At 64.0% G+C, this 25,156-nt stretch carries 23 protein-coding genes; 9 read left to right on the forward strand and 14 right to left on the reverse strand.

What is annotated here, in order from left to right; genetic code table 11:
- Positions 1-4 precede the first annotated feature (4 nt).
- The 3 genes from BLT19_RS07185 to BLT19_RS07195 are packed head-to-tail and all read right to left on the reverse strand — an operon-like array spanning position 5 to position 3,114.
- Complete coding sequence (locus BLT19_RS07185; protein ID WP_091488162.1) at positions 5-1,354, reverse strand: cytochrome b/b6 domain-containing protein; 1,350 nt, start codon at positions 1,352-1,354, stop codon at positions 5-7.
- Positions 1,355-1,359: 5 nt separating this feature from the next.
- Entirely contained in the window at positions 1,360-2,328 is a 969-nt protein-coding gene (locus BLT19_RS07190) for an electron transfer flavoprotein subunit alpha/FixB family protein (protein ID WP_091488165.1), read from the reverse strand.
- 9 nt (positions 2,329-2,337) lie between these two features.
- Positions 2,338-3,114, reverse strand: coding sequence for an electron transfer flavoprotein subunit beta/FixA family protein (locus BLT19_RS07195; RefSeq protein ID WP_091488168.1), 777 nt, complete (start codon positions 3,112-3,114; stop codon positions 2,338-2,340).
- Positions 3,115-4,008: 894 nt separating this feature from the next.
- Here BLT19_RS07195 and BLT19_RS18100 point away from each other — a divergent pair.
- Together BLT19_RS18100 and BLT19_RS18105 are read left to right on the forward strand one after the other, a co-directional pair.
- The gene (locus tag BLT19_RS18100) at positions 4,009-4,134 is read left to right on the forward strand and encodes a hypothetical protein (protein WP_269457428.1); all 126 of its coding nucleotides are present in this window, start codon (positions 4,009-4,011) and stop codon (positions 4,132-4,134) included.
- Between the two features lie 3 nt (positions 4,135-4,137).
- Entirely contained in the window at positions 4,138-4,263 is a 126-nt protein-coding gene (locus BLT19_RS18105) for a hypothetical protein (RefSeq protein ID WP_269457429.1), read from the forward strand.
- A 480-nt stretch (positions 4,264-4,743) separates the two neighbouring features.
- Here BLT19_RS18105 and BLT19_RS07200 read toward each other — a convergent pair whose 3' ends face one another.
- The 5 genes from BLT19_RS07200 to BLT19_RS07220 are packed head-to-tail and all read right to left on the reverse strand — an operon-like array spanning position 4,744 to position 9,545.
- Entirely contained in the window at positions 4,744-5,754 is a 1,011-nt protein-coding gene (locus BLT19_RS07200) for an MBL fold metallo-hydrolase (protein WP_091488170.1), read from the reverse strand.
- Complete coding sequence (locus BLT19_RS07205) at positions 5,723-6,637, reverse strand: HpcH/HpaI aldolase/citrate lyase family protein (RefSeq protein WP_091488172.1); 915 nt, start codon at positions 6,635-6,637, stop codon at positions 5,723-5,725. The genes BLT19_RS07200 and BLT19_RS07205 overlap by 32 nt, the downstream gene beginning before the upstream one ends.
- A complete protein-coding gene (locus BLT19_RS07210) occupies positions 6,634-7,827 on the reverse strand; it encodes a CaiB/BaiF CoA transferase family protein (RefSeq protein ID WP_091488175.1) in 1,194 nt (397 codons plus the stop codon). The genes BLT19_RS07205 and BLT19_RS07210 overlap by 4 nt, the downstream gene beginning before the upstream one ends.
- Complete coding sequence (locus BLT19_RS07215; RefSeq protein ID WP_091493515.1) at positions 7,824-8,279, reverse strand: MaoC family dehydratase; 456 nt, start codon at positions 8,277-8,279, stop codon at positions 7,824-7,826. The genes BLT19_RS07210 and BLT19_RS07215 overlap by 4 nt, the downstream gene beginning before the upstream one ends.
- 15 nt (positions 8,280-8,294) lie before the next feature.
- Positions 8,295-9,545, reverse strand: coding sequence for an acyl-CoA dehydrogenase family protein (locus BLT19_RS07220; protein ID WP_231917840.1), 1,251 nt, complete (start codon positions 9,543-9,545; stop codon positions 8,295-8,297).
- Positions 9,546-9,712: 167 nt separating this feature from the next.
- On the opposite strand from BLT19_RS07220, the gene BLT19_RS07225 reads away from it, so the two are divergent.
- The 6 genes from BLT19_RS07225 to BLT19_RS17850 all read left to right on the forward strand — a co-directional run bounded on the left by BLT19_RS07225 (position 9,713) and on the right by BLT19_RS17850 (position 16,330).
- A complete protein-coding gene (locus BLT19_RS07225; RefSeq protein ID WP_091488177.1) occupies positions 9,713-10,483 on the forward strand; it encodes a FadR/GntR family transcriptional regulator in 771 nt (256 codons plus the stop codon).
- A gap of 10 nt (positions 10,484-10,493) precedes the next feature.
- Complete coding sequence (locus BLT19_RS07230; RefSeq protein WP_157681800.1) at positions 10,494-11,372, forward strand: MBL fold metallo-hydrolase; 879 nt, start codon at positions 10,494-10,496, stop codon at positions 11,370-11,372.
- Positions 11,372-12,436, forward strand: a complete 1,065-nt coding sequence (locus BLT19_RS07235; RefSeq protein ID WP_091488184.1) for an alcohol dehydrogenase — start codon at positions 11,372-11,374, stop codon at positions 12,434-12,436. Before BLT19_RS07230 ends, BLT19_RS07235 begins: the two co-directional genes overlap by 1 nt.
- Entirely contained in the window at positions 12,433-12,960 is a 528-nt protein-coding gene (locus BLT19_RS07240) for a carboxymuconolactone decarboxylase family protein (RefSeq protein WP_197673056.1), read from the forward strand. The genes BLT19_RS07235 and BLT19_RS07240 overlap by 4 nt, the downstream gene beginning before the upstream one ends.
- 44 nt (positions 12,961-13,004) lie before the next feature.
- Complete coding sequence (locus tag BLT19_RS07245) at positions 13,005-14,444, forward strand: NAD-dependent succinate-semialdehyde dehydrogenase (RefSeq protein ID WP_091488187.1); 1,440 nt, start codon at positions 13,005-13,007, stop codon at positions 14,442-14,444.
- Positions 14,445-15,151: 707 nt separating this feature from the next.
- Complete coding sequence (locus BLT19_RS17850; protein WP_197673058.1) at positions 15,152-16,330, forward strand: hypothetical protein; 1,179 nt, start codon at positions 15,152-15,154, stop codon at positions 16,328-16,330.
- A gap of 314 nt (positions 16,331-16,644) precedes the next feature.
- On the opposite strand, the gene BLT19_RS07255 is transcribed toward BLT19_RS17850, so the two are convergent.
- The 5 genes from BLT19_RS07255 to BLT19_RS17590 all read right to left on the reverse strand — a co-directional run bounded on the left by BLT19_RS07255 (position 16,645) and on the right by BLT19_RS17590 (position 22,182).
- On the reverse strand, positions 16,645-17,712 hold the full coding sequence (locus BLT19_RS07255; protein ID WP_091488189.1) for an RES family NAD+ phosphorylase: 1,068 nt from the start codon (positions 17,710-17,712) through the stop codon (positions 16,645-16,647).
- Positions 17,709-18,650 (reverse strand): sce7725 family protein, encoded by a 942-nt coding sequence (locus BLT19_RS07260; protein ID WP_091488190.1) that lies wholly within the window; start codon positions 18,648-18,650, stop codon positions 17,709-17,711. Before BLT19_RS07260 ends, BLT19_RS07255 begins: the two co-directional genes overlap by 4 nt.
- Positions 18,616-19,515 carry a sce7726 family protein gene (locus tag BLT19_RS17585; RefSeq protein ID WP_157681801.1) on the reverse strand — a complete coding sequence of 300 codons (900 nt, stop codon included), beginning with the start codon at positions 19,513-19,515 and terminating at the stop codon, positions 18,616-18,618. Before BLT19_RS17585 ends, BLT19_RS07260 begins: the two co-directional genes overlap by 35 nt.
- Positions 19,516-19,699: 184 nt before the next feature.
- Positions 19,700-20,878 carry an ATP-binding protein gene (locus BLT19_RS07265; protein WP_157681802.1) on the reverse strand — a complete coding sequence of 393 codons (1,179 nt, stop codon included), beginning with the start codon at positions 20,876-20,878 and terminating at the stop codon, positions 19,700-19,702.
- A 389-nt stretch (positions 20,879-21,267) separates the two neighbouring features.
- Positions 21,268-22,182 carry a hypothetical protein gene (locus tag BLT19_RS17590; protein ID WP_157681803.1) on the reverse strand — a complete coding sequence of 305 codons (915 nt, stop codon included), beginning with the start codon at positions 22,180-22,182 and terminating at the stop codon, positions 21,268-21,270.
- Positions 22,183-22,950: 768 nt separating this feature from the next.
- Between BLT19_RS17590 and BLT19_RS07275 the strand changes: the two genes are divergently transcribed.
- Positions 22,951-23,988 (forward strand): zinc-binding dehydrogenase, encoded by a 1,038-nt coding sequence (locus tag BLT19_RS07275; RefSeq protein WP_091488198.1) that lies wholly within the window; start codon positions 22,951-22,953, stop codon positions 23,986-23,988.
- Here BLT19_RS07275 and BLT19_RS07280 read toward each other — a convergent pair.
- Entirely contained in the window at positions 23,975-25,090 is a 1,116-nt protein-coding gene (locus BLT19_RS07280; protein WP_157681804.1) for a glycosyltransferase, read from the reverse strand. The two genes, BLT19_RS07275 and BLT19_RS07280, sit on opposite strands and share 14 nt — an antisense overlap.
- Between the last annotated feature and the right edge of the window lie 66 nt (positions 25,091-25,156).

The raw sequence follows: 25,156 nt of genomic DNA on the forward strand, positions 1-25,156 counted from the left end.
CGGATCACCTCGCGCTGACCGAGCCGAACACCCTCGCGATCGGAGCAAGGATGCTCGGCCGCGCGGCGGCCAAGGCGGCGGCGATCACGAGGAGTGACGCAGCGAACATCCAAAAACCCGTCCAGTTGTCGGCATACGCGACGCCGTCCTCGGACCCTTGCATCGCATACATGTGATTGAGATTGCGCAACGCCCCGGTTGCGAAGACGAGCGTAACGTGCACGAAGATGAACGCGGCGAAGTAGAGCATCACCGGAAAGTGGATTGCACGCGCCCACACGAGCGGGTAGGCCCTGCTCAGGCGAGCGGCGCTTCTCGGCCACAGACCGCTCATCCTCCAGCCGGAGGCCGCTGCCAATGGGGCGGCGACGAACACCGTCGTGCCGTAAGCGAGTTGCTGCAGGGAGTTGTAGTTCACCCAGCCGTTCTCGGTGGGCCAGTTCAGCGACACGTACTGAAGGGCCGCCGACACGGCATTCGGAAACACCTCCCAACTCGTGGGAACGACTCGCATCCACTGCCCTGTCGCGAAGAGCAGGACGACGAAGATCACGCCGTTCACGAGCCACAGGATGTCGAGCGACTGATGAAACCAGAGCATCAGGCCGATCTTGCTGATGCCTTTGCCACGGCCGGTCCAATACGCCGAGGGGCGTTTGTCGTACCGGACGCTCAGCCCGGAGCGGATGATCAGCACGATGAGGAAGGCGTTCAAGAAGTGCTGCCATCCGACCCATGCCGGAAAGCCCACGGGTGCGCCCACGGGAAGGGGATACTCGCCCGGATAGGTGCGCAGGAAGTCCTGCATCGGCTCGAGGCTGAGCACCCAGCGAACGAGCAGCACCGCCATCGCCGCGGCCACGAGCGCGCCGGCGCCGCCGAGGTTGACCAGCGCTGCCCACTGACGGCCCGTGTACGGTCCGATGCGTCGCGGCGCGGGAGCAGGGGTCGCGCGCTCGAACGCGTGCGTGCCGGCGAAGGCCGAGCGCCGAAAGGGCAGGGGAAGTGCGGTGTCGGCGATCTTCGTTTCACCGAATGCGGCGCGGGCATTGGTCTCGACGGGCGCGATGGCCGCGGGCTCGACATGCGATGGGCCAGGTACCGGTGCGGTAAGGCCGGGTGCCGAGGCGGTGAGGGCAGTTGCCGGTGCCGCGGCGGGAGTTGGCCGTGGCCAGCTCTGAGTTGGGGGCCAGGGGGCTCCGCCGGCGGTGCGGGGGAGCCCCCGACGTACGAGCGGTTCAGACGTGACTGCGGTCTCTGCGCGTTCGGGCGTCGTCGGCGGGCTTGCCTGGGGTGGCCAGGGCTCGCCGCCGGCAACGCGCGGAAGACCTCGCCTCAGCACCTGTGTCGGCATCTCGACTATGCCTTCCGTGCGTCGAGAGCCTCGATCAGCCCCGGCACGACGGTGAAAAGGTCGCCGACCACGCCGAAGTCGGCGATGTCGAAGATCGGTGAGTCGCCGTCCTTGTTGATTGCGACGATGGTCTTCGCCGTTTGCATTCCCGCACGGTGCTGGATCGCGCCCGAGATCCCGACGGCGATGTACAGCAAGGGCGACACCGATACGCCGGTCTGTCCGACCTGGTACGAGTGGGGCACGAAGCCAGCGTCGACGGCGGCGCGCGACGCGCCCACTACTGCGCCGAGCGCGTCAGCGAGCTGCTCGATGAGCGCGAACCCTTCCTTCGAACCGAGACCGCGGCCCCCGGAGACGATCTTCTGCGCGGTACGCAGATCGGGCCGCGACGAATCTGCCGTCACCGCTTCGACCGATACAACGGTCGCGGCTCGACGGCCGGTGTGCTCGACGGCGATCGTCTGAACGATCGGGTCGGCGACGGCATCCAGTCGTTCGTCGATCGCGCCATCGCGGATCGTCACGACCAGCGTGCCCCACGTTGGTGCGGAATCCACGGTGTAGGCGCCGCCGTACACGGAATGCTGGGCGGTCACGCCTTCGTCGTCGCGTGCCACGCCGATCGCGTCGGCGGCGACGACCCAGCCGCGCCGGGCGGAATAACGTGCAGCGACATCGCGACCCTCGACCGAGTTCGGGAGCAGCACGGCATCAGGACCGACGAGTGTCGCTGCAGTGTCGAGCGCGTCGACGAGGGGGAGCGTCAGGCCCTCCGCGCGTTCGGCGACCAGGACCGTCGGAGCACCGAGGACGGCGGCCTCGGCCGCCAGAGCCTCGTCTCCGACGACCAGGGCCACCGGCGTTCCGATACGTGCGGCGGCAGCGATGAGGCCTGCGCTGCTTCTCGCGAGGCCACCGGTCGGGCCGATGTCCAGAGCGACCAGGACAGCATCTGCGGCGAAATCGGGCATGGGTTCTCCTTAGACGAGGCGGTTCTGGACGAGGAAGTCAGCGAGCTGTCGACCGGCGTCGCCGGTGTCGACGACCTTGATGCCGGCGGTGCGTGCCGGCTTCTCGCGGGCGGCGATGACGATAGATCGAGGCGTCGTGTGTTCGTCTGAGGAGAGCGTCAGAGACTCGATAGTCACCGTCTCGATCGGCTTCTTCTTGGCCGCCATGATGCCTTTGAAGTTCGGGAACCGGGCATCGGGCAGCGACTCGGTGACCGAGATGACGGCGGGCAGCGCCGCCGTTACGACCAGCGTCGCGCCGTCGGAGCTCCGCTGACCGGTGATCTGGGCCGCTCCGATCTCGACATCGTTGAGGCTGGTCAGCGATGGCACGTCGAGGCGTTCGGCGATCATGGCCGGCAGCATTCCCGAGGCGCCGTCGGTGGATCGGTTGCCCGCGATCACTAGATCGAAGCCTCGCTGTGTGATCGCGGTCGACAGTACGAGCGCTGTCAGGCCCATATCGGCGCCCCTCAGTGCATCGTCCACCACGTGCACCGCGGAATGCGCGCCCATCGCCAGACCCTTGCGGATTGTCGCCGTCGCATCCGCAGGCGCCATCGAGAGGAGGGTGACCTCTACGGCGTCGTTCTGATCTGCGTAGTGCAGGGCGACCTCAAGCGCCCGCTCATTGATCTCATCCGGCACGGCCTCTGAGGCGGCTCGATCGGCAAGGCCCGTCGCAACGTCCAGCTTGCGGTCGCCGTAGGTGTCGGGCACTTCCTTCATCAGGACGACGATCTTCACGACATCCTCCGTGTCCGGGTCCGCGCAATGTCGGACCAGTCAGTCTCCATTGATGTACACCGCCTTCTGGTAGAGATATCCGTCCACGAGCGGGGGACCGCCCTTGACGCCGTAGCTGCTCTGTGTCAAATCCGCCCAAGCCGACCGAGGGGTCGATCACCCGTAGCTGTGACCCACACGCAATCTGCATCGCGCCCACCTCCGTGTCGCCGTTGACAGTGTTCTCGCTGGCGCACGCGCTGTCGCGCACTCTCATCGTAATCGAAACTGAGCAATATGACAACGATTAACCAAAACCGATAGAAGACAACTTTTCGGCGTAGAAGTCTCGGGCGGTGACCGCCAAAGTATGATTAACCAATGCAGCGATGAGGGACGATCCGACACCCGTTCAGGCTTCCGTCGTGCAAGAGAGAGGGCCATTTCCGGTCTGGAGCCACCGCGAAGAGGGATTCTCGTGGCCATCATGCTGTCGACGTTCCTGGTCGCGATCGACGCCACCATCCTGGCCGTGGCGGTCATGGCGGTCATGGCGATCTGACGGGGTCTGGGGGATGCCGTCTCGCTCCCCTGGATGTTCTCGGTCTACCTGCGATCAAGATCGTCGGTGATCTCTACGCCCCAACGGAGCGAGCACGCGTGCAAGGCAACATCGCGGCCATATGGCCGTTGGCGGCAGTCACCGGACCGTTGCTGGGAGCGGAGGGGGGTCTTCTGGATTATCGTGCCCGTGATCTTCGTCATCGCCGTGCTCATCTGGCGGACCCTCCCGGAGGCATTCGCGCGCGCAGTCCGCGGCTGAGCTGATGTCGGCGGTGCGGTACTCCTCTGCGCCGTAGTCGCGGCACTCGTTATGTTCTTCTAGAGGGGGCGCGCTCGTGGCCGTGGGATTCGGTGCCCACCGCAGCGCTCTTCGGCAGCGGAGCAGTTCTCCTCATGGTGCTGCTGCGAATCGAGAATCGGGTGAGCGTTCCCATCCTGCCGCTGCGGTTGTTGCGCCGACGCGTCGTGTGGGGCTAGTCGTTGGCGTCGGTTCTGGTCGGTGGGCTGCTGTTCGGTCTCATCGCCTCCGTGCGGCGATACGCCGAGGCGAGCATGGCAGTGTTCGTGGTCGCCGGACTGTCGCTCGGCACGCTCGTCATCGGATGACCTCTCGCAAGTTCCCTCTCCGGTCTCTTTTGCCTCAAGCTGGGCGACCGGGCGACAGCGACGATCGGCAGCACGACTGCCGTGATCGGGTGCGCCCTGCTGGTCTGGGCCGCGGATCAGCCGTCGCCCGGCCCCATTGCCATCGCATGCTTCGTCGTCGGCCTCGGCCTCGGACTGGCCGCGACGCCGACGCTCGTTGCCGCGAAGTATGCCGTCGACCCTCGAGAGAGGCACTCACCACATCCGCCAACGTGCTGCCGCGGTCGGTGGGTGCCGCAGTCGGTGTCGCTTCGTTCTGGGCGGTGGCCGCGATCGCACCGAACTCATCGATCCCCGATGAGCAGGTCGGCGACCGCGGGGCCGTCTTCATCGTCGCTGTCGCCTTCGCGTCGGCGCCTCTGTGGGTAAGCGCACTGATGCCCGCTCGTCAGCCCTGCTGCCCACGCGGTTGGCGGATGCGTCTTGGTGCCGGAATGTCAGTCATGGGGCCGGACTGGGATCAATCGCGTTCGTCATCGGAGCGAGTTCGGCGGGAACGTGTCCGAGCGATGCCAGGCGCGCGAGGTGGGCGCTCACCTCGGCCGTCGCAGCGATGCGCTGCGGCACGGACAGGCGAGACCACGATCGCCGACGCGGAATGCGTTCAGCGATCGACCAGGCCGTTGATGAGCCGTGCGCGACGAGGCCGGCGACGATATCGGCGCGCCGGAGGTGGTGTGCGCGATTCGCCGCCACTCGCGAGCGGACATCCGTGAACGGCGAGTTATGCCCGGGAAGTACACGCGTGACGTGCGCCACCGTCAGCTTCTCGATGGATACGAGATAGTCCGACATCGGATCGCCGTGGTGCAGGGTGCGCAGGGAAGGGCCGAAGTTCGATTGCCCGAAGAGTGTGTCGCCCGTGAATAGCAGCCCCGTCGATGTCTCGAGAAATGCCACACTGTCGGACGTGTGGCCCGGGACGGCGATCGTCTGCAGACGGAAAGTCCCGTGCGTCAGCACCGACGATTCGTTCAGCTCGAAATCCGGGCGATCACGCCACCCCAGGTCATGCTGATGCAGTGCGTAGCGCGTCGCTTCTGCGCGGAGACCCTCCGGGACGCCGGCCCACGCATGCCAGCGAGCGGTCTGGTGAACGAATTCTCGAGCATCCAGGTGGTGCTCGGCGTTTGCGGTGTCGCCGCGGTGCGCGCCGACTGCGGCACCCTTCTTGCGGAGCCACCCGGCCATGCCGGCGTGATCCGAATGGCAGTGGGTCAGCAAAACCATCCGGATGTCGTTCGTCCGGCGACCGATTCGCCGCAGGAGCAGAGCCAGATGCCGACGGGTCTGCAGCGTCGACCAGCCGCAGTCGATCAGAACGACTTCGGATGCCGTCTCGAGGGCGTAAATGTTGACATGACCGATACTGTGCCCACGAAGTGGCAGCGAGAGGCGATGCACCCCTGCCGCCACTTCGTCAACGCGCGGGATCTCCGCTGAAGCGGGCATGCTTCTCGAGCACGAGGTGAGCGCGCTTGAGATGGGGGATGTCGAACATCTTGCCGTCGATGCCCACGACCCCCACCCCTTCGTTTCCGGCGAACGCGTCGACGATGGACTGAGCCAGCCGCACGTCGTGTTCGGATGGCATGAAGACCTCGTTGATCGGTCCGACCTGCGCGGGGTGAATCGCGACGCGACCAGTGAAGCCCTCAGTGGCAGACTCGCGCGACGCCCGGATCAAGCCTTCGGTATCGCGATAGTCCACGTAGACCGTGTCGATCGCCTGCACCCCGGCCGCTTTGGCGGCGAGCATCACGGCCGACCGCGCCCATCGGTAGGTGAGCGCCCATCGACCGGAGGAATCCAGATTCGTCGACGCACCTACGGCCGCGCTGAGGTCTTCTGCGCCCCAATTGAGAGCGACGAGACGGGGGAGGTGCGCATCGGCGAACTGATGGAGCTTGAGAACTGCCGCAGGAGTCTCGGTGGCAACGGCGCAGATCTTGATGGAGCCGGGAGGAACGGCTTCCCTCGTCTCGAGCGCGTCGAGATACAGGCTGAGCTGATGGATATCGGGTGGCCCGTCGATCTTGGGCAGGACGATGCCGTCGGGGCGACCGCCGACGACAGCGACGAGATCGTCGAGGGCCGACTCGTCGAGCGCGTTGATGCGCACCCATAACTGGTATGAACGCGCTTCGGGCGGGCGAGCGTCGAGGAACGCGCGCACCTTCTTCCGGCCGCCAGGGCGATTGGCCGGCGCGACCGAGTCTTCGAGGTCGAGTACGACGGCGTCCGCTCCACAGCCGTCCGCTTTGGCGAGTTTGCGGTCGTCGTCGCCAGGCACGTAGAGCATCGAGCGAAAGTAGGCGGTTGCCTGGGTAGTCATGCGATGACTCCTGCCTCGCGCAGCTCGATCAACTTCTCGGGTGTGTAACCCAGGTCCTCCAAGATCGACACCGTGTGCTCGCCGGGCAACGGCGGCGGCGAGCCCGGTGATCGGGCTTTGTCGCCCAGCACGAGCGGCAGCGCAACAGCCTTGGTCGGGCCGCCGACCGGGTGTTGGTAGTCCATGATGATCCCGCTGGCGTTGGTATGCGGATGTGCCAACACCTCGGCCAGCGAGTTCACCGGTGCGCACGGCACATTCGCCTTCGCCATCTCGTCGCTCCAGAAGCTGACCGGATGGCGTGAGACCGCCTCTTGAACGATCGCCTCGGTCTGTGCACGATTGCGCACGCGAGCCGCGTTCGTGCGGAAGCGAGGGTCATCGGCGATGTCTTCGAGTCCGGCGACACGGGTGAACTTGCTCCAGAGGCTGTCGTTAGCGACGCCGAGCAGCACCGGTCCGTCGGAGGCCTCAAACACGCGGTACGGAGCGAGACCTTCGTGGGTCGAGCCGCAGCGTTCCGGCTGAACCCCCTGCTCCCAGAAGCTCTGCAGGTTGTAGCGCAAGAGTCCGAGCGCGGTCTCGAAGAGATTGACTTGTACGGTCGTTCCGCGGCCGGTCTGGGCTCGTCCGAGGAGCGCGGCCATGATCCCGGTCACGGCGTGCATGCCGGTCACCTGGTCGATGGGGGAGATGGGGCTGCGGATGTGGCCCCCGCCTGCCTCGCCGGTCAGAGACATCATGCCGCTGAACGCCTGCAACACCACGTCGTACCCGGGCAGATCCTTGAGAGGGCCGGTGCGACCGTACCCCGAGATCGTGCAGTGGATGAGCGCCGGGTTGATGCCTTGGAGCGTCTTGGCATCGATGCCCAATCGCTCGGCCACGCCGGTGCCGAAGCTTTCGATGGCGACGTCGGCTTTGGCGGCGAGTTTGTGGGCGATCGCGCGGCCCTGCTCTGTCTTCAGGTTCAGCGAGATGCTCTGCTTATTGCGATTGACGCTCAGGAATACCGCGCTCAGGCCCTCAGCTCGGAACGGCGGCCAGGTGCGCGTGTCGTCGCCGGCCCCCGGCGACTCCACCTTGATGACCGTCGCCCCGAGGTCACCGAGGGTCTGCGTGCACAGCGGGCCCGCGAGCGTCTTCGTGAAGTCCAGGACCGTGATGCCCGCGAGAGGTGACGTCGTCACTGCACGGGCTTCTTCAGCATGAGGGCCACGCGCTCGCAGGTGCCGACGAGTTCATCGCGCTGATTGAACGCTTCGTGCGTGAAAGTCACGATCCCGGCGTTCGGCCGAGAGGTGCTCTCGCGCTTGGCGATCACCGTCGTTCGCACGTGCAGCGTGTCACCGTGGAAGACGGGGCGCGGGAACCGCACGCTGTTCCAGCCGAGGTTGCCGATCGTGGTGCCGAGGGTCGTGTCTTCCACGCTCACGCCGGACATGAGACCGAGGGTGAACGCGCTGTTGACGATCCGCTGCCCGAATTCGTGACTCTGCATGAAGTGCTCGTCGATATGCAGCTTGGCCGGGTTGTGGGTGAGCGCAGAGAACAACAGGTTGTCCGTCTCGGTCACGGTGCGGGTGGTCGAGTGGTCGAAGATCCGACCGATCTCGAACTCCTCGTAGTAAAGTCCGGGCATCATTGCCTCCGATTTTCAGTATGACTTCGGAAGGCCGAGCACCTTCTCGCCGATGAAGTTCAGGATCATCTGGTCGGTAATCGGCCCGATGCGGGTCACGAGCACCTCTCGTAGCAATCGCTCGACCTGATACTCCTTGGAGTACCCCATCCCGCCCATCGTAAGCACGGCCTGCTGGCATGCCTCGTAGCCGGCTCGCGAACCGAGCAGCTTCGCTGCATTGGCTTGCGCGCCGCACGGGAGCCCGGCGTCGTAGAGGTCTACCGCGCGCTCAGCCATGAGGAGCGCCGCCTCCAGCGCGATCCACTTCTCTGCAAGGGGGTGTTGGATGCCTTGATTCATGCCGATCGGGCGGTCGAAGACCACCCGCTGGTTCGCGTAATCCGTTGCTCGCCGCAAAGCGTCCTGACCGATGCCGATGGCCTCGACCGACAGGAGTACGCGCTCGGGGTTGAGGCCGTCGAGCAGGTAATAGAAGCCGCGACCTTCTTCGCCGAGAAGATCGGCGTCCGGGATGAAGAAGTCATCGATGAACAGCGCGTTCGAGTCGACCGCCGCTCGACCGTGCTTGGGGATATTGCGCACTTCGATCGCCGAACGGTCGAGGTCGGTATAGAAGAGGGTCATGCCAGACGTGTTCTTGCCTTCGCCCTTCGCGGGGCGTGAGGCGGTGCGAGTCAGCAGCAGGATCTTGCTTGCGACCTGAGCCGTCGAGATCCACATCTTGCGGCCATTGACGAGGTACCCGCCCTCGACCTTCTTCGCGAACGTGCTGATGTTCGTCGTGTCCAGGCCGGCATCGGGCTCGGTGATACCGAAGGCGACCTGATCTTCACCGCTCACGAGGCGCGGGATCCAGCGATCCTTCTGTTCTTGAGTGCCGTGGACGAGCATGGGGTGCGGCCCGAACATGTTCATGTGCACGGACGACGCAGCGGCCATTCCGCCGCCGCTCTGAGCGATCGTGTGCATGATGATCGCTGCTTCTTTGACGCCGAGTCCCGCGCCGCCGTACTCCTCCGGCATGGTGACGCCGAGCCACCCCTCGTCGGCCATCGCGCGGTGGAATTCTGTGGGAAACCGGTGGTCGTCCTCGCAGGAGCTCCAGTAAGTGTCGTCGAAGCGCTTGCAGAGTGCGGCCACTCCATCCCGAATCGCCTGCTGATCTTCGGTGAGATTAAACATCGTCGTCCTCGTGGTCGTAGTCGTCGCGATTCGCCGCACGGCGGCGGCGCGAGCGCCATCAGAGCCGCTCTCGATATACATCCTCATCCTGAGACAACTAGCTTGTCAATGGTTGGCCAATAAAATTCTTGATCCGGTATAGTCAGACGCGATGCCAATGTTCAAGGCCACCAAGACCAGGTGCGCACCGTTGGTTGATAATTGACAACAGGCTGCATTAGAGTCGCCGACGACACTCCACCGAAGGGATGCCTGTGGACAACTTCACCGTCAAGCGTGTCGTCGTCGACAAGGTGCTCGCGCCGAAACCGTACGATCTGCTCGCCGACCAACTGCGTGAGTCCATCCTGCTCGGCGACATCGCGGAGGGCGAGGTTCTGCCGCCGGAGCGCGAGTTGGTCGAGCAGACCGGACTGACGCGCGGTTCGGTTCGCGAGGCGCTCAAACAGTTGGCATCCGAGGGTCTGCTACGTACGAAACCGGGCAGGTTCGGCGGGAATACCGTGACCCTCCCCGGCCGCGATGTCGTCACGAACAGCTTGAGCCAGTTCGTTCGCGGTCGACGGATGTCGTTGCGCGAACTGAACGAGACGCGTGAAGTTCTCGAGCCTGCGATGGCTCGTCTTGCCGCCGAGTATCGCAGCGACGGCGAGCTGTCGCGCATCAAGGCGGCGCACCAAGAGCTCATCGACTCGGCCGCCGACTTCCACCGGTTCTCGCGGGCGAACATCACCTGGCATCGAGCTGTCGCGCATGCAAGCGGGAACGAACTTCTTAGCGCGGTACTCGAGGCGATCTCGTACGGTGTGGCCGTTTCCACGACGGTCGATCGCTACGACGACGAGGCCACGCGCAGGCAGGTGATCCGCGTGCACGGAAAGATCACCGAAGCCATCGACGACCGCGATGGCGACGCTGCCGAACGGCTCATGAGTCATCATCTCGGTGCGACGCATGCGCGGGCGACCGACGCCGAGATCACCGACGTGCCGCTCTCGGAGGACGATACGAATGAGTAGGACCTTTCGCGTGGGCGACCTGACCATCCATCAGCTCACCGAGTTCGTCGCGCCGTTCATGCCGGCACTCGAGATGCTCCCCGCTCTGTCGCCCGCCATGCTCGAGTCGAGCCGTCGATGGATGGGTGCGGACGCGCTCGACGCCGATGACGCATTCGTCCTCGTCTATCAGTCGTATGTTGTGCGAACGCCGCAGGGCGTCGTGCTCGTCGATACGGGCGTCGGCAACGGCAAGGTGCGTCCGCGCCCAGAATGGCACCTGCGCGACAGCACCGGGTTCTCCGAGGAGTGGGCCCGGGTCGGGCTCGAGTTCGGTGATGTCGACGACGTCGTGTGCACGCATTTCCATCCCGATCATGTCGGCTGGAACACGGTGCGCGACGGTGAGAAGTGGATACCGGCGTTCCCCAACGCTCGATATCACTTCGCCCGCGCCGAGGTGGCTGCAGCGGAGCAGAAGCACGCCGACGAGGGATTCGAGCCCTATATCGACAGCATCCTGCCGATCATCGACGCGGGAGGTGCGGTACTACACGACGACAGCTTCCGTATCAACGACTACGTGCGTGTCGAGCCGACGCACGGCCACACTCGCGGTCACAGCATGGTGGTGGTCGGCGCCGACCACGACCTCGCGGTCATGACGGGTGATCTCTTCCACGTGGCTCTTCAACTGAGTCACCCCGAATTCGCATTCGTGCGAGACGCAGATCCAGTCGAATCGACGGCATCGCGACGAGCGGTGTTCAAACGCTTCGCCGAAACCGACACACTCGTCTGCACCGGACATCTGCCCGCACCAAGCGTGGGTCACCTGCGTGCCGACGAGCGAGGCGGGTACTACCTCGAAACCCTTTCCGAAGAAGAGATCCATGAAGGTGGGAATTGATGCGCGCGTACGTAGTCGAACGATTCGCGGAGCGACTGGTCACTGAAGAACGCCCCGCCATCCAGCCGACCGGCACCGAAGTGGTGCTGGAGGTCGAGGGATGTGGCGTGTGTCACACCGATCTGCACTTGTGGGACGGCTACTACGAGCTGGGCGGCGGCAAACGCCTTCAGCTGGCCGACCGGGGCATCCGCCCTCCGCTCGTTCTCGGTCACGAGGTGCTCGGACGTCTCGTGCGCAAGGGCCCGGACGCACCGATCGACGACTCGGCAATCGGACGGTCGTTCATCATCTATCCCTGGCTCGGATGCGGCAAGTGCGAGGACTGCATGCTCGGGCGCGAGAATCTGTGCGCGTGGCCGAACTCGATCGGAGTAGCGCGCGCCGGCGGCTACGCAGACGAGTGTCTGGTTCCGCACTCGGACTACCTGGTCGACGCGACCGGCATCGAACCCAACCTTGCGGCCACGTACGCGTGCTCGGGGCTCACCGCATACAGCGCCCTGCGTAAAGTCGCCATCGATCACGACGACCTGCTGCTGATCGTCGGGCTCGGCGGTGTGGGATACAGCGGGCTTCTGATCGCCCAGGCCCTCGGATTCCGCCGGATCGTGGTGGCCGACATCGACCCGCGGAAGCGAGATCTGGCGCGAGGCGTCGAGGGCGTGACGGTGCTCGATCCGCAGAGCGAGGCTGATCGAGCAGTGCTCGCTGAGATGGGACCCGTCGCTGGAGCCGTCGATTTCGTCGGCGTGACCAGCACAGCGGAATTTGCCATCGGGTCGCTGCGCAAGGGCGGCATCGCCGTCATCGTCGGCTTGTTCGGGGGCGATATCACTCTCCCCCTCGTTCCGCTCGTACAGCGATCCACGACGGTGCGCGGATCGTACGTCGGCACCCTCGACGAGTTGCGCGAGCTGGTTGCTCTTGCGCAGACCGGTCGGCTGGCTGCGCTTCCGGTCGAGACAGTGCCCTTCGATGATGTGAACGATGCGCTGGACAGGCTCCGCGGCGGAGGCGTGGCGGGACGACTCGTGCTGTCGAACTCGACGGATGCGTCGTGAGCTCCGAGATCCGCGTACCCCTCGTCGAACCGGGGTCAAACCCGGCGCTCGCCGCGATCGAAGCCGACATCCGTGCCGAACGCGGCGGCGAGATCGCCGTGTTGTACCGGGCGCTGCTCAACAGCGCTCCGGTGGCTGATGGGTGGGAGAAGCTGCTGACCGCGATCCGCAACCGGTCGACGACACCGTCGACCGTTCGGGAACTCGTGATACTGCGCGTGGCCGTGCTCAACCGAGCGGACTTCGAGTTCGCCGCTCACGTGCCCCATGCGAAGGCTGCCGGCGTCACGAGCGCGCAGCTGGATGCGGTGCAGCGGGATGCCGGTCCTGGTCCGTTCTCGGAGCAGGAGCACCTTGCCCTCGCTCTCACGGACGCGATGACCACCGAGATCGAAGTGCCAGACGCCCTCATGCAGCGCATTCAGTCGCATTTCGATGCTCGAGGCGTCGTCGAGCTGGTCGCCACGGTGGCGGCATACAACATGGTGTCGCGTTTTCTCGTGGCGCTGAACATCCGACATTGACAACGAAGGCGGGGCAGGTCGCCCCGCGAGGAACGAGGTGCAGCATGTCGTATCACGACACCCAACTCTTCATTGACGGAGAGTGGATCGATGCCGAGGGCTCGAAATCACGACCGGTGCTCAACCCCTCGACGGGCGCGCGGATCGGTGTGGTCGCCCAGGCGAGCATCGCCGACCTCGATCGTGCGCTCGATTCGGTACAGCACGGCTTCGAGGTCTGGAGCGAGATGACGCCCGCCCAGCGCAGCGTCATCATGCGACGAGCAGCCGACCTGCTGCGGGAGCGTGCGGACGAGATCGCCCGGCTGATGACGCTCGAGCAGGGCAAGCCCCTCCCAGAGGCCGTCGCCGAGACGCGCGCCGCCGCTGACATCACCGACTGGTTCGCCGAGGAAGGGTTCCGTGTCTATGGCCGCACGGTTCCGCACCGCTCGGACCCCACAGTTCAGCAGGTCGTGATCAAGGATCCCGTCGGCCCCGTCGTCGCATATGCACCGTGGAACTTTCCGATCAACCAGGTGATCCGCAAACTCGCTGCCGGGCTTGCCGCCGGATGCTCCATCCTCATCAAGGCGCCGAACGAGACGCCCGCCAGTCCGGCGGCTCTGGTGCGGGCGTTCCACGACGCCGGGTTGCCCAACGGAGTGGTCGCGCTCGTCTTCGGCGACTCCGCACAGATCTCCGAGTATCTGATCCCGCACCCCATCATCCAGAAGATCACCTTCACCGGATCGACTCCGGTCGGTAAGCAACTCGCTGCGCTCGCGGGTCTGCACATGAAGCGGGTCTCGATGGAGCTGGGCGGTCACGCCCCGGTCATCGTCTGCGCCGACGCCGACGTCGAGTCGGCCGCGGAGATTCTGGCGCGGGCCAAGTTCCGCAACGCCGGACAGGTATGCACGAGTCCGACCAGGTTTCTCGTGCATGCGAGCGTCAAAGATCGCTTCGCCGCGCGATTCGCCGAGGTGGCCGGAAGCCTTTCGGTGGGGGATGGCCTGGCCGAAGGGACCGAGATGGGACCCCTCGCGAACCTGCGTCGGTTGGAGGCGATCGAGGAACTGCAGCAGGATGCGGTCGCGCGCGGCGCGACGGTTCTCACCGGCGGTAGGCGAATCGGCGAGGAAGGTTACTTCTGGGCGCCGACCGTGCTGTCCGACGTCACGGTCGATTCGCGCATCTTTAACGAAGAGCCGTTCGGGCCGATCGCTCCGATCTGGGCGTTCGAAGAGCTCGAAGACGCGATCGCCGAGGCCAATCGTCTGCCCTATGGTCTGGCAGGGTTCGGCTTCACCACGTCGTTGAAGAGCGCTGATCTACTCCGCAGGAAGGTCAATGTGGGGATGATGTGGATCAACATGCCCGCGGCCCCGTCTCCTGAGCTTCCGTTCGGGGGGATGAAGGACTCCGGCTACGGTACGGAGGGCGGCCCCGAGGCCATCGAGTGCTTCCTCAACACGCGGACCGTCGCGATCCGGAACGGCTGAGCTCCTCACCAGTTTCCCAGTCGGCCCCGTGGTCAAAACGAGCGTTTACCGCAGCGGCGGGCGGTCGTCAGACCCGCCGGTCGACAATATCCCCCCTCTCGAAGGTCAGCCGCTGACCGCATGCCGAGCCGCATGCTCCACCCAGTCGCCTGTGCCGTCAGGACCAACGCTCGCGCAAGGTGCTTCGATCTCGTGAAGCGTGCCGATCAGGAGCGGATCCCTGAACGGTCGCCCGGCGCGGAATTGGGGACGCCCGCGGCGCTAAGCGGACGTCTAATGACGATCCTTGCCTCGGTTCTACCGGATATTCGTTGTAGCGTCCGGCCGTGAGTCGCAGCCGAGGCGGTGGTGAGATATCAGTCGTCAGGCCCCAAGGCGAGGCGCGCCGCGGCGCGCCGACACGTCCCTGTGTCGGTGAGACTTGCACCGCGGGTCTATATTGGTGACCCGGGTAGCTGGAATGCCCTTCTCCAAGTCGAGATCCCCACGTGATCGCGACGCCGAGGACAACGGTGGCCGATCCAGATGTTTTGGCTGTTTCGTTCTCTCCTTTCAGGGCGTGTGCGCGGCAGGCGTGGGATGTCGAGCAAGGGAGTTGGTCATTAGACCGACCCCACGCCCGGATAGAGATGACGATGACTACCTCGAATCACGATCAATCTCGTGACCTGCAACGTGACGCGCGAGCGTGGAGCACGTTCTCCGGTATGACCTACACCGCGGCGCTGCGATTGATGAAGCACCCACTGGCGCAGGGTATTCTCGGTGAGCGACTCAGCGCACGCAAGCTGATCTCGGTGCTCACCGAGAATCTGGTCCTATCTCAACCGGTGTGGGACACAGCTGCCTCGGGCACCGAATCCGACACCGGCGCGCGTGTCAGCCACCTCGGTGACAACGGTTTGTGGTCAGCTGACGAGCATCCGCTGCGCAGCTCGACGGAGGGCGACTACCTCGTCGTGGTGCTGACCGCGGAATTGCTGAGGGCGTTCTCGCCGACAGCGGAGCCTCGCGAAGACGCCTTCAGCTACAACCTCAAGCACACGGCGGAACAGTTCTTCGCGCAGCACCTCGGCGACTTCTCCTACGTACCGAACGGCGTCGCGATATGGTCGGCTGCAGCATTGGAGCTGCCGATTGAGGCGACCGCGCCTGAGGGCTACACGCCGAATGCCAATTTTGGGCTGGAGCCCCTTCAGGTCGAATACGCACGCCGCACCCGTCAAAACTCAGGCAGCAGCATCCTTGCGCACCACCACCGACCTCCGGGCTACGCATACTTCGCCAGCGCTCTGGAGAGATACCGCGACACGGGCGCCGTCCCCGAGCGCTGGAACGGCGTTGACGAGCAGGCTGAGCCGGTGACCAGCCCGTTCCACGAGTGGCTCGTGACTCAGGTGAATCCCGCAGGTGGGCGCGGGGTGCTCGGTTCACGAGAGAGACTTGTCTACGACTATCGCGCCGGTATCGCCGACAGCGATCACGGTATTGCGCGCCAACCCGAAGACCTGTTGCGCATCCTTTTCGAACTCGGCGCCGTGGACCCATTCCTGACCGCTGCACGTGAAGTGATCGTCGACTGGGCTCGAACTTCCCCAGAGTCCACAGGTATCCGCACGGAGTTGATAGATCGGTCCCGAGGCGATCATGGGGGATGGGGCGCGGGCGGCGGCGATGTGGAGCAGTACGAGTATCTGTGCCCCTGCGGCGAGGGGAAGATCCTCGAGGAACACGAGAATATCCCGGGCTTCCGCGAACATGACGTGACGATTCTGTGCAAACGCTGCAACGCCGAGTGGCAGCTCGTGGCCGGTCGATCTACGTCAAACTGGCGTGTGGAACCCAAACTTGCGCAGCCAGGGGCCAACGCGGCCCGAGCCATCTGAGTGTGTGAAGGAGTCCGGGCGTGCGACGCGGGTCAAGTTTTGCGTCCGGACTCTGACTCGCAGCCAACTGCGTTTCCCACACGATCGAAGGTCGGATGCGGTTCGTGAGGACCCGCGAATAATCCGCTCTCCATCAGGTGGATGTCTGTGGCCAGCTCGAATTCCTCCTTCTCCAGCTCGGCCACGCGGCTTTCGAGCGCGAGTTCTTAGGCAACGAGGGAGCTTGAGCTCCCGTCCAGTCGAAGCGCTCCCGAGGAGAACACGTTCTCCGACTTGGGCAGATCGATTTTGCGGAGACTGCTACGGAGTAGCTGTTAGGACGTCAGAGGCGCGGGAACCGTCTCCCATTCGGCCTCGATGCTTGTGATGACGACGGTCTGCACAGACTCACAGACCGCGTCATCCACGTTGAAGAGGACGACGTTGCGACCTCCCGGCCGCTGCGAACTGGAGTAGAGAACGCCGTCAAAACTCAGGGATTTCGCCATCTCGCACAAATACTGCGTCGGGATATAGTCAGTGGGTTCGTCGGTAGAGCGTACCGGTCGGCGAAGTTCCTCTCCAAGGGACTGGAGGTACCGATGCAGCGAGACTCTGATCGCCTGCAGACCGCTGTCTTCGATTTCTTCGTAGGTCGAAAAGAAGTCCAGCGCGTCTATTTCTGCCAAGTTAAGAACCTTGAGATCGCGTTGCACTCGGAACGTCCCGATAGCGATGCGCGCGTAATTGGCGACACGCGTTTCGTACACGCACGTCTTCGATTCCAGCGCGAGGTACAGGTACGGGATCCCTACGGGATTCGCCCGACCGGGCGGAGCGAGGCTCGGAGGGGGCGCGCCCATCTGCTCGATAGGAATTGCCTCGTTTGGTTGCGTCAAGCGACCGCGGTACAAAGTCGCGGCAGACGCAATTGTCGCGATGCTTTCCCCTAATGCCTCTTCGAGGATCTCCCAGTTCGGAGCACTCTTTGGAAAGTACCGATTCTGATGTCGAATCTCTTCGGAGAACCTCGCCCAAGTAGACGAGTGGTCAGCAGCGCGGCCGTCTGTAGACTTCCGCAGGCGAACGCGCACTCCGGCGACCAACAATGGGTGATCCGGAACCGCTGACATGAGGAATGTCCTGACCAGGCCAACATCGGTGAAGCTGAAAATGCTCCAATCCGCTTGCACTCGCACGTGCAATTCTTCGCCTTCTTCGGCGAGACTGTCCTCGTAGATCGCGAAGAGTCGGGCAAAACTGTCGATCCAGGCCGTGGTCGGCCACGTCCTCACGTTGTGGCTGTGACCGAAGCTGCAGTCCGATATAGCGCCCTCGGGCGGACTGGCGTTGGGTATCCAGCTGGGTGCTGAAAAACAGTCCGCGCACGCACGCTCGGTCATCGGGCCAGGATGCTCGAGATGAGCTCGAGGTGATTCTGGATCGAAAGCTTCTTCACAATCCCGAGGCCAGGATAGGTGCTGTCGGCGTAGTGCTGGCGCATTACTTCAGAGGCGACGGTATGTATGCCTTGCTGGTCGAGAAAGGCCACAAGCTTCTCTGCGGCCTCGAGGAATTTGCCTCCGACGTTCGCGATGTCCCCGTTGTTCTCGGAAGTGAAGTGACGGATCTTGATGATGCCATCCACGACGGGCTCGTACGTCCAGTGAATGGCAACCGCGCGTGGGGTGAAGCCACCATCGACATAGCCCGAACCGATCGTGAGATAGTCACCGAAGCCCGCCCAGCCTTCGTCGGCGTAGAAGAGATGGTCATCGCTGAAGTCCGTCTCGCCACGGTCAAGATAATCAGAATTCCTCTCGGCGCGCTCAAAACAGTCGTGCAGGAGGATCTGATCGTTCCGGAAGGCACGGAAGTACGCTTTTCGAACACCGAAATCCACTACGTCGAACGTGCGGTTGAGGTGGTCTGTGCCTAGTCGAAGGGCTTCCAGTTCGGCCGACAGGCCGTTGTGGACGAGCATCAAAGGGAAGGAGCTTCCATATCGAGCTTCGTAGGCTCGCAACGTGGCGGTGATGTCTGTTGTCTCGTCGACCAGCACCCCGAGCGCTGATACGCCCGGAAGCCCGTTCGTGCGAACGTAGCTTGCGATGGCTTCAGGCATCACCTCGGCCCGTAGCTCTCCGGCGCTCGGGTTGACGATCAGCGCATAACCAAGATCGTTATCGCTGAGGGCCTGAAGGCATCGGGTCAGTCCGCCTTCAGGAGCCCGCACGGGTTCGATGATGGGAGTTACGTTCTGGCGTTGCCCTAGGAGCGGGCTCAGCTCCTTAAGTGCCAGGAGCTCAAACTGTTTTCCCCTCAGATACGGGTAGTACAAAGTCGTGCTCCTTAGATTCCAGCCATCTGAGCAGAGTCGCTGCCTGATGGGGATTCGGGTTGATCTGAAAGAGAAGAGCTCTAAGCGGCTCGGTTATTGGGTTTACAACCAAGTCGCGATCTGCCCGAAGGAGCCGCCGTTTTAGGGCTGCTTGCATTCCACTTTGAAAAGTGTCTGGTGACATTGTCATAGCGAGTGACAGGCGCTCAGCGTATCGCAAGCCGCTTGGCACGAGAGGTAACTCGCCGAAGGCATCGGTCAGGACCCGCTCGGCCTCACCTTGGCGCAGCGCGTTGAACATCGTAGGAATGTCGAAGCCTTCGGCGGAGTACGCCGCCACCCTGACCGTTGAGAGACGTGATCGAGGGCCGACAACCAGCAACCCGGTCGGCGAACCGTCCAGCACCCGAAGGTACCGTTCCGCAGTATTCTCGTGCGCGACGACATTGACCAGCGGGAACGCGCGGTAGTAGTTGGCGAGTTGCCGGTCCAACTTGTCTGGAGAATCAAACTCCGTTTTGACCTCGTAGACCATGCCAGATCCATTGATGAAAACGCAATCGGCGATCGACCCGCCCAGCCGAAACTCACTGAGCATCACGACATTGGCTGCGCGGTGCCTCCCAACAGCCACTTTGCTAGCGATCAGATTCTTATAAAAGTACTCACTCCGGTAGGAAGAAGACAGAAGGTCGTACGCCGCCGCAAGTACGCTGCCCGCGTTCGCGTCCCCGCCAAGTCCAAGCTCGGGGCGCAACTGCCATAGTTCCGACTGAAGCGGGCTCGAGGGCGCGCCGGACAAGATCGGTCGCAGCATTGCCGCCGAGAAGAGGCGGGCAGCTCGACGTTCGAGAGTATTGAGCACCGTTCCCGAACCTTCCCTTCACGCCGAGTTTACGAGCCCTTCGAAGCCATGAATGTTCCGTCCGAGATCGATGAGCAGCAGTATCAACTAGGAACTCCCGCCGCCCCTCGCGACTGGTTGGTCACCGTTGATCTGGCTTGAAGCGCTCGCGACAGGTCACCGAGGTGGATCACTCCTTCGCTATCTAAGCGAGGGAGTCCTGCCGTCGAATGAACCGTGGCATCCCGGGCACCGTGAACGCAACAGTCTCCAGGTCCGGGGAATAGATGATGCCCTTCTCTATCAGCGACCGTTTGAGAGCTGGCAGCTGGTCCTGCTCTAGCTTGCCCACGGCCGCCAACTGAGCCATCGAACATGGTGTCTCTGGAACTTCGCACATGCTCCGAAGAAATTCCTTCTCCTCTGGCTGAGCTCGATCCCAGCGCGAGGGGAAGATGCCTTGCTCTAGTCGGTGGTACCCGACCTCCACGGCCTTCTGCGCAGATTCGATGTGAACGAACTTGTCGGGGGTGGCGTTCCAGGCGGCCTGCCCGAATATCTGAATGTAATACGGGTAGCCGCTCGATTCGGTTAAGAGCAGGTTCAGAGCGTCTGGTGCGACCATCACGTTTCGGTCAAGGAACGGCCGCTCGAGGGCTGTTCGCGCAGCCTCAGCGTCGAGCGCGTCGACTTGCCGGTATTCGAACAGTCGCTCTGCGTAGCTCCGAGTGCGGCCGAGAAGTGACGGTAAGGACGGCAAACCCGCCCCTACGACGTAGAAAGGAATGCCCTCCTGGCCCGCACGGTTCTGGACCGTGAGGAGGGCCTCCAACAGTTCCTGGTCGATGTCCTGCATCTCGTCGATGAAGACCCCGATTGCGCTCGATGACTCTTTGAGGGCGGGAGCGAAGTCCTCGACCAATTCCTCGAGATCCACTTCGAGTCGCCCCGATTGTGCGCGTGCATTCGGCTGCTCTCGCGCAAGCTCCAGACCGACGACACCGAGCGAGAGCGAAAAGGATGTGAGCGTGCCGAAAGCCCGCCGAACTGCTGCGGTGTACGGCTTGCCATTCTTGAACTTGTCCGCCGCGACGTGGAGATGCCGTCCGAGGCGGTTTCTGACCGCAGCGGCGCCTGGTTCAGAAGGCTGACCTTCAATATCGATGCAAAGCCAGCCGGCACTGGCCGCCTGTCGGCGCATGGCGTTGAGCAGCACGGTCTTTCCAACGCCCCGATACCCATAAAGGATGATGCTTGGGGATAGGCGCTGGTGCCTTGTTCGCGCAACGAGCAGATCGAATGCGGCTACCTCCGCGTCCCGACCGGCCAGTGTCGGCGGCTCCAAACCGGATCCAGGGTTGAACGGGTTGAGCTCGGGATACATGCGCTGGATTCTATTTGACGGGGGACAGTCTGGCAGACCCGCCCGTTCGACGCACTGGTCAATCGAAGACATGTTCGAATCATGGCATTGGGGTCGGACAACACCTACCGAGGTGCTACCGACAGGCGCGCGACTTCCGCGGCAGCCACCCGCTCTTCGCACTAGGTTTTTGGGCGCTGTTGCCGGGCGCGGCGGACGGCCTTCGCCCGGCCAAGGTGCGCTCGCCCCGTCCCACGTCATAGCCCAGACCAGTCATAACCGATGAAGTTTGGCGTCTGAAAACGAGTCCGAAGGCGAGGTATCGATGAGCAGCTGCGTGAATGTGTCTCGGACACGCTCATCGTCAGCGCCTGCGACCTTGTGCCTTGGCCGACTGGACAGGCGGGTCCTCAGTCTGTCGGGCGCGCCCACTCAGACACATCGACGGCGTATAGGTCGATGTCAGGTTCGCTTCGGGGGTCGCCACCATCGAGTTCGACACGAGTTCGGTCGATCAAAGCCTGCAACGAATACACCTGCGGAACCGAGTCTGGCTTTGGAGTTGGGTGCTGGAGGCGCGAAAGTTCGATTCCCCAAAAGGCGTCACCATCTTGCAGAAGGACATACCCCTCGGTTAGGCGATAAAGCGGATCGAGCTCTGCGGCCACGGCTGAGATGATTAAGTTCGCTGCGCGGGTCAACTCCATCGTCAGTAGCCAAACGACGTTTGCCTTTACGTTGAAATCCGAGATCAACTCGGTGTAGAGGCTGGCGTTCCACCCGATGCGCTTGTGTTCGCGAGGAAGCTCGAAAATCTGCCCTTTTGCCTCGAAGCTACGCCCTATGAGTTCAAGCAGGCATGTCAGGACCTGCCGGAAATTTTCGAAGGCGTAGACAATGCGTGGATATCCATCTGGCCACCGCCGTTCCAGCAACCATGCGCCGAGCTCGAACAGACCGTCAGCTTCATCCTGGCGAAGTTGTGGATACACGTTATTTAGGTGACTGGTCATTGCGCGCCAGGTTGCCAGTCGCGCTTTGATTTCCCAGTTTGCAATTTGGGCAACCAACAATTCCTCGAGGTCGCGTACCGCGAGGTCGGTTGCGCTAGTGGCTTCGTCTACAGCTCGTTCGTGCGTCGCCTTCAAATTCTCGACAGCATCCGTCGGCCAGGCGGCGCCTTCGTCTTTGTCGACAATCGCATGGTGAGTTGGGCAGAGTAGAACGAGGTTGCCATAGGTGTCGAGCTTTTCTCGCGGGTACTGGGGATCGTAGCGGGGACCGATTTGGCGAGCGGAACGAATGTGCGCTTCCTCACCGATCACTGCTCCGTGGTCGCGGAGTATGTCTGCCTCCGGGTTCAGTAGATTGAGCGCCAGCCGTTGATTGCAAGCCGGCCACGCACATCTGTTTGCTGACCGCCCCCACAGGAGCTTCCTGTCAACAACGCTGATGCTCAATCGGATCCCCATTCATCGATCGACTCGAATCCCCCCAATCTGCAGCGGGAGAGATCGCTAGTCGATCGTATGGTGGCGGGGCGCCCACACAATGGGTTGGGCGCAGGTTGCCGTTACTCAACCCGCTCTGCTCGGTGTGAATATCCCTCCGCGCACACAATCGCACGACTATGCAAGGTTGCCCGTGCCGGCCCGAAAGCCGGTCCCTCACCGCTGCGGCAGTGAAGCTCACTGCGCGGTGGCGATGACCTTGAAGCGGTCTGGTCAAGCTGGTCTCGGACACATCGCCCGCGCAACCGCGCGCTGAAGGCGCGGCAATCGAACGCCTCCCGTACGACTTGATTGCGCCACGTTTATCCAACGGTTATCCGGTCCAGGCGGCCCCAGACGAGCCGAGACGCACCGAAAGTTCACTTATAATCGGAATCAACGAACAAGAACGCGGGCAAGATGTCCCTGGTCAAAGCAAGATTCGTCGAGACGTCGCGAAGTAACAAAGTCGCGGGGCCAGGCGGATCCTGAATCGTGAGGTCGCGGGTTCAAGCCCCGCTCCCGCTACGCAAACCCCCGGAATCCCGCCAGATTCTGGGGGTTCGTTCGTTTCGTCCGCATCGTGGGTGAGAGCATCGACGGATGCGCGCTGTGGTCTACGAGTCGTTCGGCGAGCTGCCGACGATCCGCAGCGTCGACGAGCCGGAGTGCCCGCCGCACGGCGCCGTGATCGCGGTCACGGCGACCGGAGTCTGCCGCAGCGACTGGCACGCGTGGCTCGGGCACGACGACACGGTTCTCCTGCCCCACGTGCCGGGTCACGAGTTCGTGGGCACCATCGTCCGCGTCGGTGCCGATGTGCGTTCCTGGTCGGGCGGCGAGCGGGTCACCGCTCCGTTCGTCAACGCGTGCGGCACGTGCGCGGTCTGCGCCGAGGGGCGCCAGAACGTCTGCCCGAATCAGACGCAGCCCGGATTCGACCGGTGGGGCTCCTTCGCCGAGCGGGTGATCGTCCACCACGCCGATACGAACCTCGTCGCCGTACCGGGAAGCATCGACGATGCGACGGCCGCGGCACTCGGCTGCCGGTTCGCCACCGCGTATCGAGCGGTCACGGCGCGCGGTCGCGTCTGCGCCGGCGAGGAGGTGGTCGTGTTCGGATGCGGCGGGGTCGGCCTATCCGCGATCCTCGTCGCCGTCGCAGCCGGCGCGCATGTCGTCGCAGTCGACGTGTCCGTTGCCGCGAGGGATCTCGCCGTGCGCCTCGGCGCCGCCGTCGCCGTCGACGGCGAGGCCGAAGACGCAGACGTGCAGGTCTCCGCGGCGACGGACGGCGGCGCGCACGTCGTCATCGAAGCGCTCGGGCGCGCATCGCTGCTGCGTCGAGGCCTGGCGAGCCTCCGGCCCGGAGGCCGGCATGTGCAGGTCGGCCTGCTCGCGGGCGCGGACTCCGTCCCCGCGCTCGATGTCGGCCGCGTGATCGCGCTCGAGCTGGAGCTCCTGGGCAGTCATGGGATGCCGGCGCACGAGTATCCCGCGATGCTCGACCAGATCGCTCGCGGCATCATCGACCCGTCCGCCCTCGTCGGACGCACGGTGTCCCTCGACGACGCCCCGTCGGCGCTTGCCGCGATGAGCGGGCCCGCGGCCACGGCGGGGACCACGGTCATCCTGCTGTAGCGGCGCGTCCTGCGAGTCGATCCGCGGCGACGACCGCTCCGTTCGGGGCGCCGCGGATCCGCCTGCCCACCTCGCCCGTGCGATCGCGATAGCTCCGCCGGCGGATCAGCTCGACCACCGCGTCGCGGATGGCTTCCGTCGAGGCACGCTTGTCGAGGGTGAGTCCCAGTCCGTGCGCGGCGATCACGTGGCCGATCACCGGCTGATCGAACGACGTGTTCGTCGGGATGATCAGAAGCGGGATGCCGTGTGCCAGTGCGAGCAGCGTCGTCGCATGGCCGCCGTGGCCGACGACGACCGACGCCGAGGCCATCGCGTCGGCGTGCGGGAGATACGCGTGCACGTCGGTGTTCGACGACGGCCGGACTTCATCGGGAGAGATCGCCGGGCCGGTGGTCACGATCACCCGCACCGGCAGCGGTGCGATCGCCTCGATGATGCGCTGCAGAAGCTCGGCCTGACCGTGCACGTACGTCGTGCTCAGGCTCACGAGCACCTCGGCGGGCGGGTCGTCGAAGGTCGACTGCGTCGCACGCTCCGCGAAGACAGGCCCGGTGTGGACGATCGAGGCTGCGTTCGCGCGCGGTCGGACATCCAGGAGCGGATCGGTCACGACCAGTTCGAGCTCGGCGATCTCGTAGAGATGCGCGGGACGCAGCCCGCGCACGTGCAGCACGGCCCCGAGCGGACCACGCACGACCGCCCGATACATCGCCGCCCGGAGGGTGTGGACGAAGATCGTGTATCGAAGTCCTGCGCGGCAGAGCTCCGACAGCGCCCCGATCAGCAGGCCGTCCACCACGATCCGGTCCACGGGCGATCGTCGTGCCGATCGCACGACGTCACGGCCGAGGCGACGATCGGCGAAGACGGCTGCATAGGCCAGATCCGCACGCAGGCCCGAACGTGGCTTCAGCGCCGTCCAGCTCCGTGCGGTCGAATAGGCCTCGAACGCGAGCCCAGCCGTCACCACCGCAGCGCGCTGAGACGGATGACCGAGGACCCGCACTGCGTGACCGCGTCGCTGCATCTCGGAAGCGACGGCCAGCATCGGCGGGACGTTGCCGCCGCCGTCCCATGTCACGAAAAGAACGGAGGTCATCATCGAACCATCTCTCCCGTGCCGCCATCATCCCACCCCACCCGGCCCGGCGGAAGGTACCGTGGG

It is taken from the genome of Microbacterium pygmaeum, from assembly GCF_900100885.1.
GTDB classification, from domain to species: Bacteria; Actinomycetota; Actinomycetes; order Actinomycetales; family Microbacteriaceae; genus Microbacterium; species Microbacterium pygmaeum.

What these genes read in the sequence shown, in the direction of transcription:
- BLT19_RS07275 (WP_091488198.1), top strand. Translation starts at nt 22,951, where the DNA reads ATGCGCGCTGTGGTCTACGAGTCGTTCGGCGAGCTGCCGACGATCCGC.
- BLT19_RS07190 (WP_091488165.1), bottom strand. Translation starts at nt 2,328, where the DNA reads ATGCCCGATTTCGCCGCAGATGCTGTCCTGGTCGCTCTGGACATCGGC.
- BLT19_RS07255 (WP_091488189.1), bottom strand. Translation starts at nt 17,712, where the DNA reads ATGACCGAGCGTGCGTGCGCGGACTGTTTTTCAGCACCCAGCTGGATA.
- BLT19_RS07200 (WP_091488170.1), bottom strand. Translation starts at nt 5,754, where the DNA reads ATGCCCGCTTCAGCGGAGATCCCGCGCGTTGACGAAGTGGCGGCAGGG.
- BLT19_RS07215 (WP_091493515.1), bottom strand. Translation starts at nt 8,279, where the DNA reads ATGCCCGGACTTTACTACGAGGAGTTCGAGATCGGTCGGATCTTCGAC.
- BLT19_RS07235 (WP_091488184.1), top strand. Translation starts at nt 11,372, where the DNA reads ATGCGCGCGTACGTAGTCGAACGATTCGCGGAGCGACTGGTCACTGAA.
- BLT19_RS17850 (WP_197673058.1), top strand. Translation starts at nt 15,152, where the DNA reads ATGACCTACACCGCGGCGCTGCGATTGATGAAGCACCCACTGGCGCAG.
- BLT19_RS07220 (WP_231917840.1), bottom strand. Translation starts at nt 9,545, where the DNA reads ATGTATATCGAGAGCGGCTCTGATGGCGCTCGCGCCGCCGCCGTGCGG.
- BLT19_RS07205 (WP_091488172.1), bottom strand. Translation starts at nt 6,637, where the DNA reads ATGACTACCCAGGCAACCGCCTACTTTCGCTCGATGCTCTACGTGCCT.
- BLT19_RS07265 (WP_157681802.1), bottom strand. Translation starts at nt 20,878, where the DNA reads ATGTATCCCGAGCTCAACCCGTTCAACCCTGGATCCGGTTTGGAGCCG.
- BLT19_RS07185 (WP_091488162.1), bottom strand. Translation starts at nt 1,354, where the DNA reads ATGCCGACACAGGTGCTGAGGCGAGGTCTTCCGCGCGTTGCCGGCGGC.
- BLT19_RS07280 (WP_157681804.1), bottom strand. Translation starts at nt 25,090, where the DNA reads ATGACCTCCGTTCTTTTCGTGACATGGGACGGCGGCGGCAACGTCCCG.
- BLT19_RS07245 (WP_091488187.1), top strand. Translation starts at nt 13,005, where the DNA reads ATGTCGTATCACGACACCCAACTCTTCATTGACGGAGAGTGGATCGAT.
- BLT19_RS07225 (WP_091488177.1), top strand. Translation starts at nt 9,713, where the DNA reads ATGCCTGTGGACAACTTCACCGTCAAGCGTGTCGTCGTCGACAAGGTG.